The sequence below is a fragment of the Rhodococcus sp. OAS809 genome (genome assembly GCF_040546695.1).
Taxonomy (GTDB): domain Bacteria; phylum Actinomycetota; class Actinomycetes; order Mycobacteriales; family Mycobacteriaceae; genus Rhodococcus_F; species Rhodococcus_F qingshengii.
Genome location: NZ_JBEPOI010000001.1, coordinates 404,158 through 417,410, shown reverse-complemented (window position 1 = coordinate 417,410; position 13,253 = coordinate 404,158). Strand labels below are relative to the sequence as shown.

The 13,253-nt window shown below is 60.5% G+C and carries 11 protein-coding genes; 3 read left to right on the top strand and 8 right to left on the bottom strand.

Going from position 1 to position 13,253, the window contains the following annotated elements:
- Positions 1 to 55 precede the first annotated feature (55 nt).
- The 5 genes from ABIE52_RS02010 to ABIE52_RS01990 all read right to left on the bottom strand — a co-directional run bounded on the left by ABIE52_RS02010 (position 56) and on the right by ABIE52_RS01990 (position 4,443).
- Positions 56 to 907 carry a hypothetical protein gene (locus ABIE52_RS02010; protein WP_029538855.1) on the bottom strand — a complete coding sequence of 284 codons (852 nt, stop codon included), beginning with the start codon at positions 905 to 907 and terminating at the stop codon, positions 56 to 58.
- A 92-nt stretch (positions 908 to 999) separates the two neighbouring features.
- Positions 1,000 to 1,623 (bottom strand): polysaccharide deacetylase family protein, encoded by a 624-nt coding sequence (locus ABIE52_RS02005; RefSeq protein ID WP_354541414.1) that lies wholly within the window; start codon positions 1,621 to 1,623, stop codon positions 1,000 to 1,002.
- A gap of 466 nt (positions 1,624 to 2,089) precedes the next feature.
- Positions 2,090 to 2,995: a polysaccharide deacetylase family protein gene (locus ABIE52_RS02000; protein ID WP_019749935.1), complete on the bottom strand. Its 906-nt coding sequence runs from the start codon at positions 2,993 to 2,995 to the stop codon at positions 2,090 to 2,092.
- 19 nt (positions 2,996 to 3,014) lie between these two features.
- Positions 3,015 to 3,404, bottom strand: a complete 390-nt coding sequence (locus tag ABIE52_RS01995; RefSeq protein ID WP_019749936.1) for a hypothetical protein — start codon at positions 3,402 to 3,404, stop codon at positions 3,015 to 3,017.
- Positions 3,405 to 3,453: 49 nt separating this feature from the next.
- On the bottom strand, positions 3,454 to 4,443 hold the full coding sequence (locus ABIE52_RS01990; RefSeq protein ID WP_037134867.1) for a polysaccharide deacetylase family protein: 990 nt from the start codon (positions 4,441 to 4,443) through the stop codon (positions 3,454 to 3,456).
- Positions 4,444 to 6,012: 1,569 nt separating this feature from the next.
- Between ABIE52_RS01990 and ABIE52_RS01985 the strand changes: the two genes are divergently transcribed.
- From ABIE52_RS01985 to ABIE52_RS01975, 3 genes are all read left to right on the top strand, one after another.
- Positions 6,013 to 8,166 carry a bifunctional lysylphosphatidylglycerol flippase/synthetase MprF gene (locus ABIE52_RS01985; RefSeq protein ID WP_019749940.1) on the top strand — a complete coding sequence of 718 codons (2,154 nt, stop codon included), beginning with the start codon at positions 6,013 to 6,015 and terminating at the stop codon, positions 8,164 to 8,166.
- Positions 8,163 to 8,927, top strand: coding sequence for a hypothetical protein (locus tag ABIE52_RS01980; RefSeq protein ID WP_051119222.1), 765 nt, complete (start codon positions 8,163 to 8,165; stop codon positions 8,925 to 8,927). Before ABIE52_RS01985 ends, ABIE52_RS01980 begins: the two co-directional genes overlap by 4 nt.
- Before the next feature lie 83 nt (positions 8,928 to 9,010).
- Positions 9,011 to 10,252 (top strand): cation:proton antiporter domain-containing protein, encoded by a 1,242-nt coding sequence (locus ABIE52_RS01975; protein ID WP_051119225.1) that lies wholly within the window; start codon positions 9,011 to 9,013, stop codon positions 10,250 to 10,252.
- A gap of 222 nt (positions 10,253 to 10,474) precedes the next feature.
- On the opposite strand, the gene ABIE52_RS01970 is transcribed toward ABIE52_RS01975, so the two are convergent.
- The 3 genes from ABIE52_RS01970 to ABIE52_RS01960 form a co-directional block, all read right to left on the bottom strand.
- Entirely contained in the window at positions 10,475 to 11,161 is a 687-nt protein-coding gene (locus ABIE52_RS01970; RefSeq protein WP_019749942.1) for a TetR/AcrR family transcriptional regulator, read from the bottom strand.
- A 60-nt stretch (positions 11,162 to 11,221) separates the two neighbouring features.
- Positions 11,222 to 12,826: a class I adenylate-forming enzyme family protein gene (locus tag ABIE52_RS01965; RefSeq protein ID WP_192712989.1), complete on the bottom strand. Its 1,605-nt coding sequence runs from the start codon at positions 12,824 to 12,826 to the stop codon at positions 11,222 to 11,224.
- Between the two features lie 136 nt (positions 12,827 to 12,962).
- Positions 12,963 to 13,244, bottom strand: a complete 282-nt coding sequence (locus tag ABIE52_RS01960; RefSeq protein ID WP_354541413.1) for a YciI family protein — start codon at positions 13,242 to 13,244, stop codon at positions 12,963 to 12,965.
- Positions 13,245 to 13,253 lie beyond the last annotated feature (9 nt).

Sequence of the window (13,253 nt, the reverse complement as noted above, 5' to 3'; positions counted from 1 at the left end):
ATCGTGTCGGACTCCGCTTTGCCGGGCGAACTACTTTGGCAGGTTTGCAGAGAAATCAGAGTGCGCGTAGCCCGATGACCAGTCCGTCTTTCGTGCACGTGGAAGGAGTGGTGGTGTCTGGTTGGGAGTTGCAGCTCCAGCCGTCGATGGCGGCGACGTCGGTCGGTGCGATTGTGGTGACGTAGGCGGTGGCAACGGTGATGGCCTCGGTGCATCCGACTCGGCCGGCGGCGCCGCCGACGGCGATCACCTGTCGTGTGTTGCCGGCGGCGTCCGTGACTGGGCCGCAGTGGACGTCCTCGACGGTGTCGGCCGGCGCAGGGGCTGGGGGTTCGGTGCTGTTGGCCGGTTGTGGGGTCGAATTCGGGTCGAGTGTGCGGATCGCCGCCGGGGCGGGCGGCGGGGGGGAGGCGGGTGCAGCTTGGCCGCGGAGCCCTATCGTGAGGGCTCCGTTCGTGCAGATGTGCGGGATTGTGCTGTCGGGTTGTGGTTCGCAGGTCCAGCCGTCGACGACGGCGGAGTCGCCGGAATGTTGGGCGCTGACGTAGTCGCTGGTAACGGTGATGGCCTCGGTGCAGCCTGCTCTGCCGGCAGCGGAGGCGAAGGCGATCACGTTGGCGGTGGCGCCGTTGGATCCGGTGATGGTGCCGCAGTCGATGTCGCGCAGTGGCGCCGGGGCGGGAGTCGGGGGATGCGCAGGACTTGGGCTGGGGAGGGCGGCTGCATTGGGGCCGGTGAGGTTGACGGCAGGGGCTGCTGCGTGTGCTGTGGTGGTTGCTGGGGTGGTCGATGAAGAGGCATGCACGGAGGTAGTGGCCGGGGCAGCAGAATTGTCGGTGCTGCAACCTGTGACGGTGGCGGTCAGCAACGCTCCTGCCAGGAGGGCACTACGGTATGTCAGTTTCACGGGGGCTCCTGTTTCGATGGGAAAACATGGGACGGACCAGCTCGCGGCGAACATGTCGAGACCGGGATTCGGATGAAGGGTCGGGTGTTTGCTCAGGTTGTGAAGACGTCGTTGAGGGTGACCATCGCGAGATCGCGTTCTTTGATGATGTCCACGAGTTGGCCGTAAACGTGGGTCACAGGCGGGTGATTGGCGTGCCCGATGATGATCGACTGCGCCGTGAAGTACTTGTGGGCGCATTCGAGGAGGTATTGCTCGGTGATCAATCCAGAGTCGGAGAGCGACCCGTACCAGAGGGTGGGCACGGTGTAGCCGTGATCGGCGGCGATCGTGTCGACGGCGGAGTCGTGGTACCCGAAGGGAGGCCGATAGAAAGGGGCGCCGTCCACTCCGAAAGTGTTGAGTAGGAATGTTTTCGTGCGCGCGAATTGTGCGGCAGCCGCGGACGAGGACAGGGATGTCAGGTCCGGGTGGTCCCAGGTGTGGTTGCCCAGTTGGATCTGGCCGCTGTCGACGAGGGGTCGCAGCGACTGTTTGTGTACGGTCCACCCGTCGTAGATACCGGTAACGAAGAAGGTGAACCGGGCGCCGGTGTCTTCGGCGAACCTGATGTACGCGCCTACGACATCGGCGTCGGCGCCGTCGTCGACGGTGAGGGCGATGTTGTTGCCCCGACCGGGGATCGCGGTGAGGGCGCCGGGGGGGGACGGGCACACGCGCGGAAGGCAGCGGGGGCCCCGGCATAGCGGAGGTCAAGGGGGGCGGCGGCGCGATGAGTGCATCGGGCATCGCAGTTTCGGGTGCGATCGCGTCCCCACCGTACGCTCGCGAGCATCCTGTTGCCGCCACGGCTGTTCCCGCCGCAAGCATGGCCATGAATCGTCGTCTATCCATAGTGGGGCACCGCATTTCGAGAGTTGAGAAATGGTCGAAGATTCCTCGCAACGTCGGCGAGGGTGATCGTCGAGTGTGTCGGTTGGATCGCACCTGTTGCAGCAGCGGTTCCCGGGGCCGGGGCCCGATCCACCTCGCGGCTGTTGGCGGTGTATCGCTCACGCTCACCTCGCGGTGACAGGACAGAGTGTGCGCGTTCGCGTGCAGCTGACAGACGCAGTCCTGATCCTGTGAATCTCCCGCGAGACCAGGAGCGGAAATGTGCAGGTGGTCCCGCTGATTCGGCGATCACGTCTGCGCGCCGAGATGCACGAACCGAGTTCCCTTGTCACGGAGCGGCGCCAGCGCGGCACGCATCCCTGCCGCTGTGCCACCAGAGGGCTGATTCATGTGCGCTAGCACGATCGCTCCGTCCGGCGCAGTGGTCAGCTGGTGCGTGACCGCAGTACTGGTGGCGGTGGCACCGGCATCGGCGTTGACAGCGAATCCGGCCAGCTGGATTCCGCGGCTGTGCGCGATCTCTACGGCGACATCATCGTAGTGCGCAGTACCGGAACGGAACCAAGTACTGCGCACCCCGACGGCGTCGTACAGGTAGCGGCGATTGAACTCGATTTCCTCGGCCACAGCAGCAGCGGTGGCCGTGCCGGCGATGCCGTACGCGGCGCGGCCGGTGACCGAGAGTGGTACGTGACGCGTTCCGTGGTTTTCCAGCTGGAACAAGGGATCGGACGCGAGTTCGGCCGCTAGGGAAGGGTTCGACCTGATCCACCGTTCGTTGAGGAACAGCGTTGCCGGTACGGCAAATTCACGCAAGAGTTCGAGCAGTGGGTGATCGACTGCCGAACCGCGAGGTCCCCCACATGCATCGAACGTCAATGCGAGTGTGGGCCGGCCATAGTGCGTGGGGACGCTCGCGTGTATTCCCGGTAGGTGTGTGCCCCAGTCCGTCGGTGTCCGGTAGTCGTCGGCGGTGGTTTCGGGTGTGGTTGTGCGGCGATCACGTTGGTCATCGCCGAGGGTCTCGGCTGGGGGTGGATCGGTCGGGGAGGCGGATTGGTCCGGGCTAGCTCGATCCGTTGTTGTGCGTGATGTGTGCGCGCACGCCGACAGCGCCGCAACCGACAATGCGGCTGTTGCGAGGAATCCGCGGCGGGTCGCCGTGGCTGCGGTGTGAAGTGATCGAGGGTTCATGGCGGCTCAGGTTGTCCCGTCAGTTCCCGGCGCCGTGGTTGGGATTGGTGCAGATGGTGCCCTCGCAGGGCACGACTGCGTTTCCGCCCTGCGGGTCTTCGATCACTGTTCCGCCGTTCCCTTGCGGGTCGGTTCCTGCGCCGTGGTCGGGGTTGGTGCAGATGGTGCCCTCACACGGAACCGATGGGTTGTCCGCAGTGGGCGTTGCCGGTGATCCTCCGGCGCCGGGCTTGGTTCGCACAGCGGTGCTCGGCGAGGGCTGCGGTGACTCGGCACTGGACTGCGGGTGGGTACTAGTGACCGAGGTCGAGCTCGTGGTGGGCTGCGGTGACGTGTCCTCGTCGGAACATGCGGTCGAAAGCATCGCGACGGCGGCGATGAGCACGGTGGCAGCGATTGTTCGAAACACTGTGTACGGCCTTTCATTACGGGTTACGCGGACGATTCGGTGCCGTGTCTCATACCGGGCCTACTGCGACCGGAGGCAGGTGTTGCCAGTGAGTGAGCATCTCTGGATCTTGCATTTCCATCCACGCGGTCACGTCCGAATAGGTGGCGCAGTAGGTCTCCGGCAGACCGCACACCTCGGCCATGAAGTCGGCAGTCGCCGGATTGAAGGCGTTGCCGTTCCAGTCGTTGAAGTGGTTCGCGATCACCAACGGCGCGCGATTCCCGTTGTAGGCTTGCTCGAACATGTAATCGTATGTGCCCTTGGCGATATCGTGGCCGCGCCGGGTGGTGTGAGGTTCGTCCTTGGCGCCGTTGAGGGTGAACCAGAAGTTGTAGTCGAGTGCTGTCTGGTGCTTACCGAGCGGCGGTGAGTACACGTAAGGGATTGGGAATTCCCAGATTCCATCGATCAAGTACGGCCAGGAGATCCCCGGGTGGGAGGCCGGCTTCGATGAGTCCCACGTCATGCCGAATTCATGCCATGCCGGGATCATCTGATTCAAAGACCCTTCAAGGCACTGGGTTCGACCGCCTCGGACAGCTTCCGGACCGAACAGCAAATCAGGACCGTGGGTGATGTCATTGTTGGTGCGCCAGTTCGCCATGAGCGAGAAGAACTGATTCAACTCGTGCGTCCATTCGGAGCTCGTCCACTGATCGCCGTGTGACCCCGACCCCTTGCAGAAGTGCCCGACGTAGTGGGTGCCCATCTCGTGCCCTGCGAGCCAGGTGCGGTTGAGGTACTCGACCTGCTCGAGAACAGCCTCCTTGTCCCCGCCGAATGCGATCGCGGCTTTACCTGTGGGGTGTCCTGGCCCCTGGTAGCGGTCGGCGTTGTCGTCGGTGAGGAAGTACAAGCCGGTCATCAGTGCCGAGAACCGAGCATCGACGCGCTGTGCGGTGTCGAGAAACATGTCCCAGTTCGGGGTCAACCCGACACCGTCGAACGAAAACAAGACGAACTGCGGCGGTTTCTGGCCTGGCGCGAGTTTCGTCATCGGAACATTGGACTCAATACGCACAGGTTGAGGTGCGAGCGGGATCGCCGATGTAACATTCCCGCCGGGCACCTTCTGCTCGGCGACCGAAGTATCGATCGCGGGGACCGGATACCCGCTCTCGACGCGGGAACACCCCATCACGAGCAAGGCGGCTACAGTCGCCAAGACCGAGAAATGAAGGCGTCGGGACACAGTTCTATCCCTCCTGCACAATGCATTAGCGAGTTCATTCCACTCGACGTGACTGATCTCCGGGCCGGAATTTTCGGATGCGTTTGTAGTACTTCACGTCGACTGGTGATCTCCACGTTCTTTGATGCACGAAGTTGTCTGTAACTATTGATATCTGTAACTATGCCCAACAGCGCAGATGAATATCGTCTTTGTCGAGTTCCCTCTCGCCACTGGAACGATAACCGACGCGGTGAGCAGTTTGTCGCACGTACGGCTTTCATACAGGTGTGTCAGGAGCGATCCGCCATCCCGATGGCTTTGCAGATCGTGCCGTTGCCCCACATTTGCCCAGATGGAGGACGCTTTCCAGAAATTCCACAAGTCCTCCTTGTGGAATGCGCGGAATATTTTGTTGATTTCAGACATTCGCAATCCGATTTATCGCTCTTCCTGCGCAGACGCATGCCCTCCTCGCAGGAACTCCGGCAATGTAATGGGCTGTGGTCTGGCGCATCCTCGGTGTGCCCCGTCCAGTGTGTTGTTCGACGTGTTGTTCGACCCGCCACACACTTCCCGGCAACGATTTTCGACCGAGCGCGATTTCCGAAGTTGGCGCAGCGCACCGACCCTGCAGACGTCCTTGCCATCCGACCGTCCGATGATTGTCATGCATACGCTGATGATCGCGATTGTGTGGGTACTGGCGCCTGTTATCAAGTGTTCGCGCAGCGCATGGTGAGCTGCTGAACGAACACACGGAAAAGCACACATGGGGCTGACCAGGCGCTGGTCTCCGCCTCGGTGGCACCCGCGGTAATCGTCGGCAACGTGACTGCAGTACTAAGTCATGGACTCCGCCAACGACGATTCGATAATTGCCACTCGCGCGACAACGCTTCCTCCCGCTAATTTGCCGAAAAGACTGCCACATGAATGGCCTCGTCGACTTCGCGGTGTCTGCCGTGAATCTTCTCTGTCCTGCGACACGAATCAGCGTATTCGATTAACGCGCGACACACGCACTGTGTGGTGACCCCACGCGATACGTGCCAACTTGGTGTCGTGAATTGCGCGTTATCTTCATGACCCTCCAGCATCCGGCGCGGGCTCTAACCGTATTGTCGTGCCCGGGGAGCGTCGCATTGGTTGGACAACCCGCACTGGTGCATTGTGTCTGTCAATGCAACGGTTCCGCATACGGTAAGGACCGGGATGACGGCCTCGCAATTGGCGGTAACCTTCCGAGTCGGAGAGTTTCGTTAGTGCTGCGAACTCGTGTATGCGTGTGAGCGCGCCAGATCACCGATCTGTTCTCCCCACCACGCGGTCCCGCATCGAACGCTGCATCCACGATGCGGCATCGCACCACGGATTCCCCGACGAAGGAATGGCATGAGTAGTGAAGTACGCACCTCTGAACCTGCCTCTGCACAGGAGCCTGCTGCGCCTCTGTCTGCCGCAACGCCCAAGGACGATCACACGGTGCAGGCATTCCGCCGGGTAGTGCTGCGCTTCCCCCTGACGTTCGCTGTGGTCTGCGCGCTTTTGGTGATCGGTGTTGTGTCCCAGGGTTTGTGGAGGTCCGTCGAGGATGCTTCGTGGTTCGACTCGGTCGCCTACGGCGTGCCTGCCTTTCAGGAAGGTCGCTGGTGGACAGTTCTTCTCGGACCGTGGTTCGGGCTGACCCCGGCCCAGAACATTTCTCTCATACTTCTGGTCGGAGTGGGTCTCGGAGTTGGCGAATGGCGACTCGGTTCCCGAAGGACGGCGCTGACAGCCGCGGCTGGGCAGTTGGTCGGCGTCCTCGGAACGTGTGCATTTCTCGCGCTCGGTAAGTCAGTGGAGTGGGAATGGGCCGCCGAGGTGGCCGAGGCTTTGGACGTGGGATGCACAACTGCAGTGGTGGCGGTTCTGGCTGCGGCGACGGCTACGGTCAAGTCGCCGTGGCGATTACGCACAAGAATACTGCTGTGTAGCTATGTCATCGTCTCCTTTCTGTTCTTGGGTCGTTTTGCCGATCTGACGCATCTTTTCGCCTTCGTGACGTTTCTGCTCGCTGGTGAGAAGTGGTTCTCGCGCAGCGAGCGCGGTGTTCGTCCCCGGACCCGCCGGGAAGCGCGGCTGGTATCTGCATTTGGTGTGTGGTTGATCGCAGTCGTGCACATCGTGGTGTATTTCTTCCCTGGCAGTGGTCCTTTCGGACCCACATCTGCGCACCAGGTTTCGGCGTGGTCGACCGTGTTTTCAGTGGTGGTGGCGGGTGTGCTGGGGGAGTTTCTACGCCGCGGCCGCCGATGGGCTTGGCGCCTGACCGTGTTCTATGCGGTCTTCGTTGCGGTGCTCACTCTGGTGGTTCTGATTCTCGTTGTAGTCAACGATTTCGAGAGTGTCGGGGCGGTCACGGCCGGTACCGGGCTGCTGTGGGCTGGTGAGGCCGTACTGCTGATCGCAGGTCGGAGCGCCTTCACCGTGCCGTGGCGACGGCGAGTTGACGGCGCGCGGGGCGCGGGCGGCGACGTGATCGAAGATGTCAAGTCTTCGATACGTCGGCACGGCGGAAGCACGATGTCATGGATGATCACCTGGGACGGCATGAATTACTACTTCGGGGCCGAGAACAACGGGTTGATCGGCTACCGACGCCATGCCGGGACGATCATCGCTCTGGCGGACCCGGTCTCCTCCGATGTCGAGCAATCCGCGTTGATTGGGGACTTCGTTCGCTTTTGCGAGACCCAGGGGACGACGCCGTGTTTCTTCTCTGTGTCCGCCGCTGTCGCTGATCGCGTCCAGGAATTGGGTTGGCAGGTACTCCAGATCGCGGAAGACACCATCATCGATTTGCCGGACTTACAGCTCAAAGGCAAGAAATGGCAAAATGTTCGATCCGCACTCAACAAGGCGGAGAAAGCTGGCACGTCCTTCGTGCTCGGTAAGCTCGGTGAACAGTCCGATCAGTTGCGGACGCAGGTCCGTGAGATCTCCGAACAGTGGGTCGGCGAGAAAGAGCTACCCGAGATGGGGTTCACTCTCGGAACCGTGGAAGATGCGCTCGACCCGGATGTGCGCATCGCGCTCGCCGTTGATTCCTTCGGAATTGTCCAGGCAGTACTGTCGTGGCTGCCTGTGTACGGCGCGCAAGGATTCGTCCGCGGATGGACTCTTGATGTCATGCGTAAACGAAGCGGGCCGGGCGCGAACAACATGATCGAATTCTTGATCGCCCGCTCGGCTCTGTCATTCAAAGACGAAGGGGCTCAGTTTGTTTCACTTTCCGGCGCACCGTTGGCCCGAGCAACTGGCGATTCCGACATTCATGGACTCGACAGGGGGTTGGACATGCTCGGACAAGCCCTCGAACCGTTCTACGGATTCCGCTCGCTTCACCAGTTCAAGGCAAAATTCAACCCTCGATTCGAACCGGTCTTCCTGTGCTTCCGCGATGAGGCCGACCTGCCTCGCATCGGTCTGGCCATTTCCCGCGCATACCTACCGACCGCGACACCGCGACAACTCATCGCTCTGATGCGGAGCACTGGAGAATGACCGATTGGTTCGCGACAGCGATTGTCGGTCCAGGCCGACTTCCGCTGTTCTTCATGATGCTCGCATTCGCCACTGCGTTTGCGTTCATCCGGATCAGCACCCGAATGATCCGCGCGGACGTGCCATGGTGGCCTGGAAACGTCACTCCAGGTGGTCTCCACATTCATCATGTGGTGTTCGGGTTGGTCATGATGCTCGTGTCCGGCTTCGGATTCATCGCGCTCGCCAACTATCACACGCCGGCGGCGAACTGCGTGCTGGCAGCAGTCTTCGGTGTCGGTGCGGCGCTGGTACTCGATGAATTTGCTCTTGTCTTGCACCTTCGGGATGTGTACTGGACTGAGGAAGGTCGCACGAGTATCGATGCAGTCTTCGTCGCGTTCGCCATTACCGTGCTGTTCGTTCTGGGTGTGCATCCACTCGGGTTCAGCGGCGCCGACGTCGACACAGACGATGCGGCAACGACGATCGCGAGCATCGTGCTCCTCGTCGTTCAGTACGGCCTCGCGACGATCGTGTTGCTCAAAGGAAAGATTTGGACCGGCCTGTTCGGGCTGTTCTTTCCTCCCCTTCTCGTCATCGGCGCCGTCCGCTTGGGACGCCCCCGCTCCCCTTGGGCACGGTGGCGATACGGTTCTCGGCCAGAGAAGATGCGCCGCGCGAATCGCCGAGAAGACACACTGCGCGGTCCTGCCAATCGCGCGAAAATACGAGTCCAGGAAGCTCTGGCCGGTCGATTCGACGGCGATTCGACATCATGATCAGCGATGTAGGTATCCCCCACCCGCGGCGGTGCGGAACATTCCCGATGCGGCTTCGGCCACGGCACGAAAAGGGTTGATTGGTGAGCATTTTCATCGTGGTCGGGCTGTTTGTCGGTGTGATCGTCACCGTGACCTCAGGGTTGATCGCTCGATTGCGGCTCGCGGGCCCCTTGGCGATGGTGATCGCCGGGATCGGGGTTTCGGCGCTGATGGACGAAGACCTCACCAACCTGCTGTACGCGCAGTCCACCGAGCGTGCGGTTGAGTTGATTCTCGCGCTGCTGTTGTTCGTGGACGCTACCGAGGTGAAGAAGGGATTGTTCGGTGGTGAGCCGGCCGTCGCAGCACGATTGCTCCTCATTGCCCTTCCTTTGTCCGTGCTGAGTGCCGTGGCGTTGGGCATCTTCCTCTTGCCGGCGACATCTCTCGCGGTGCTGGTCGTCATCGCGTGCGTCGTCGTGCCGACCGATCTCGCACCGGCTGCGCAGTTGCTGCACGATCGTCGGATTCCTGCACGCGTACGACGTATCCTCAACGTCGAAAGTGGTTACAACGACGGAATAGTCGCACCGATTTTCGTCGTAGCGTTGGCCTTGGTCGACCACAATTACTCCGAGGACGGTGTGTGGAACGCGATCGCCGACGGCGTCGAATCGACGTTGATCGCCGGCGCAGTCGGGACCGCTGTCGGTGTCGGTGGCGCACGGTTGGCTCGGTGGGCACAAGACCGTGCTCTGACAACTTCCCAAGGTATGCGGATCGCTGTCGTCCTGCTTCCGGTACTCGCCTACAGCGGTGCCACCGTCTCCTCGGCCAACGGCTTCATCGCCGCTTTTGTCTGCGGCGTCACTTTCCACGCCGCACGCAATGCCAAGACGATCGATGCCTCTGAACTCGAGTTGGCCGAGGACGTGGCAACGCTGAGCAGTATGGCGATGTGGTTTCTTTTCGGGGCGACAGTGTCCTACTTGGTAGCAATCGGTTTACCGGGCTGGCAGGAGTTCGTCTTCGTACTCGCAGCATTGACGATCATCAGGGTAGTTCCTGTGGCCCTGTCGCTGATCGGTTCAGATCTGCCGAGACCAGACCGTCAGACCATTGCCCTTCTAGGGCCGCGCGGCACAGCTTCCATAGTCTTCGGTCTACTCGCATGGCGCAGGGTCACCACCACCGACGCCTCCGACGTCGAACTAGACGCAGGATCACTTGTCCTCTACGTGATGGTTGCGACCGTACTGGGAAGTGTTCTTGTGCACGGGTTTACCGCCGAACGGTTTGGTGCACGCTACGCTCGCCACGCAAGAGATGCAGAGAAGAAATAGTAGCGGATCCTACTTCTGGCCCCGCGATTCCTATCTAGGCGACGCACACCACACCCAATATTTTGCGAGTGGCTGCACGTGCGGTCTGTTTGAGGGTGCGGTTGTCGAACCGATCTCGTGGAAATTGGTATGGGAATGCTGGAGCCCAGGAGCCTTGACGTGTCGATTCACCATGTTCTTGTGCCGACGAGATGGTCCTGTCTCGAATTTGGTGGTGCGGTTTTAGCCAGTTTTCTGGGCAACATCGAGCCCAATTGCGTGCGCCCAGAGCCGTGTTAGCGTGGAGATCGCCACGTCCTCGTCGAAGTCGACACCGTGGATGTACCACATCTGGGTGAAATGTTCGACCATGCCGCCGAGTGCGGACGCCGCAATTTTGGCATCGAGTTCGGAGCCGATGATGCCTGACTCTTGCAGCCGACGAATTCCCATTTCATTGCGCCGTACGAAGAGATCGCGGAGTTGTAATTTCAAATCACGAAAGGTCGGGTCCCGGATCGCCATTTCGTCTATCACGGCAATCAGCCAGGCATTGCGTCCGGCAGCTGAAAAATATTGCCTATTTGCTGCCTCAATCCGTGCAATTGGATCGTCGGGGACATCTCGCCCCATTTGCGAGGCGCTGAACATCTCCCCCGCCACTGTAGTAAACAATTCGTGCAGCACTGCCTCTTTCGTTTCAAAATAGTGATAAAAGGTTCCATAAGATGTGCCGGACCGCTCCGCGATATCCGAAATCCGGGTTTCACGAAACCCTCGTTCCTCAAAAAGCTCACGGGAAGCGGCCACTAAAGCCCCCCGCGTCCGACGCCCTCGTTGAGTGGTTGGTGTTTCTTGCACGACAGGCCGACTCGGAGGCGGTGAGGTGACCGCCTCGATGGTCAGCTTGTTGTCGCTGTGAGGCGTCATTTGGTGCAACCCTCCAGGAAGGTCCGTATCGGATCAAGTATCACGCATTTCACATCCATATTACAGGGCTATTTTTCCGCGCACCGCATCCAGTAGTGCGACCTTCTTGATCTTCCCGGACGGGGTGAGGGGGAGCGAGTCCACGACGTGAAATTGAGCGGGGATCTTGTATCGCGCGAGTTTTTCCCCACATCGGGCGCGTACTGCTTCGATATTGACATCGCTATTTTGGGTCGCGACGATGTAGGCGTGACCTACTTCTCCGTAGATTGCGTCGGGAACCCCCACCACAGCGCACATCGCCACCGCAGGGTCTGCGGCAATGACGTTTTCGATTTCAACGGGGTAGACGTTGTATCCGCTTCGGACGTACATTTCTTTTCTCCGCCCGCACAGTTCAATTCGACCATCAGGACGTTGAACCGCCATGTCGCCAGATACCAGCCATCCGCCTGGTAGGAAGGCGCGCTCGGATTCCATGGGGTTTTCCCAATAGCCGCTGGCAACGCATCCGCCGCGGATGTGTAGCTCTCCCTGCTGCCCGAACGGGAGTGGTTGGTGGGCGTCGCCGGCTATCCGGATCTCGAAATCGCCAATTGCGACTCCGAGTGTCTCGACAAGAGTGTCCAGGTCGTCATTGGCTGCGGAAATGATACATCCGCCAGAGGTTTCGGAAAGGCCGTACAGGTTCGACAAGCGGGCGCCTTGGAAGGTGTCGAGAATTCTTCTGCCCATTGCCGGCTCGACGTTGGAGCCGCCGATGATGCAGGTACGGACAGAAGTGATATCCGCCGCGGGAAATTCCGGCAAGTCCATCATCATCGTGTACATGGTCGGCACGCCGATGAAGATCGTGACCTTCCGGAGGTCAACGGCTTCCAACGCAAGTTTGGGACTGTATCGGGGCAGGACGACGATTCGACCGTGTGTGAGCATGGTGGCGGCGACGGTACAGGTCATTCCTCCGACGTGGTTGAAGGGCATGTGGCCGATTGCGACGTCGTCACAGCTCAGGCTGAGGTGTTCAGCCTGAGCGCTGGCGGAGGCGAGAATGCTCGCGTGAGTGAGGGTGGCACCTTTCGGGTCGCCGGTGGTCCCGGAGGTGTACAAGATGACTGCCGGATCATCCGGCTCCACCACTGCTTCGAAGTCCGCGAGATCCGCAACTGCGCCGGGCAACAGGAGGTCTTCCCACCGATGACTACCGGCGAATCCTCCCTCACCGAGAAAGACGTAGTGACGGACTGTGGGGATCCGCTGGCGTAGGTTCTGGACGAAATCGACGAAGTCGAACTCGCCGTCCTGCTTCGAGCAGACGAGCATGACAGCTCCGGACTGGTTGAGCATGTAGTCGAATTCGCGCTCGCGATACGCGACGTTCAGGGTGACCAGGATTGCACCGATCTTCGTGACGGCGAACCAAGTGATGAGCCACTGGGCCGAGTTCGGCGCGGCTATGGCGATTCGGTCACCTTGTCGAATTCCTGTGGCTACCAGTCCCATAGCGAGCTCATCGACTGCGTGGGAAAACTCGCTGTACGTCCAGTCCCTGTCCGGGCACAGAAGATAGGATGCGTCAGGACCCGACGATGCATCCTTGAGGAGTCCGGGAAGAGTTGCGATCTGTGGGGCGATCGCGCAGCCAGGTTGGTCGTCGTTGTCCATGAGGGTTCTTCCTCTTCCATGTTGGGGTCGATGCAGCCGCTGTATGTGTCTCCGGATGGGTGTGTCTGCGCAGACGAAACTCAGAGTTCTCGGATTCGTAGCTGTCCGTTCAGCCGGACAATTCTCAGCGTCAAGATCATGGAACGAGATCGGGGTAGATGGCCCTGGAGGGCCGAAATCGCGTGAACTCGTAAGTTGCCACCCCATCGCGAGCGAAAGGGTCGTTCTGCATCAGGGCACGGATTTCCTCCTCGCTGTCGCCGTGGGCGATGATCAACCCTCCGGTGAAGGGTTGTCGAGGACCGGATGCGACGAATCGCCCCTGGTTATAGCAATGATCGACGAAAGCCAGGTGTTCGGTGACTACCGCTTCGCTAAGGTCGACGATCCGGGTATAAGTGCTCGAAATAATGAACATGGACTCTTC

Excerpts from the sequence above, each read along its gene's own strand:
- ABIE52_RS02000 (WP_019749935.1), bottom strand. The coding sequence starts at position 2,995 with ATGAACCCTCGATCACTTCACACCGCAGCCACGGCGACCCGCCGCGGA.
- ABIE52_RS01990 (WP_037134867.1), bottom strand. The coding sequence starts at position 4,443 with ATGACGAAACTCGCGCCAGGCCAGAAACCGCCGCAGTTCGTCTTGTTT.
- ABIE52_RS01985 (WP_019749940.1), top strand. The coding sequence starts at position 6,013 with ATGAGTAGTGAAGTACGCACCTCTGAACCTGCCTCTGCACAGGAGCCT.
- ABIE52_RS01980 (WP_051119222.1), top strand. The coding sequence starts at position 8,163 with ATGACCGATTGGTTCGCGACAGCGATTGTCGGTCCAGGCCGACTTCCG.
- ABIE52_RS01970 (WP_019749942.1), bottom strand. The coding sequence starts at position 11,161 with ATGACGCCTCACAGCGACAACAAGCTGACCATCGAGGCGGTCACCTCA.
- ABIE52_RS01965 (WP_192712989.1), bottom strand. The coding sequence starts at position 12,826 with ATGGACAACGACGACCAACCTGGCTGCGCGATCGCCCCACAGATCGCA.
- ABIE52_RS01960 (WP_354541413.1), bottom strand. The coding sequence starts at position 13,244 with ATGTTCATTATTTCGAGCACTTATACCCGGATCGTCGACCTTAGCGAA.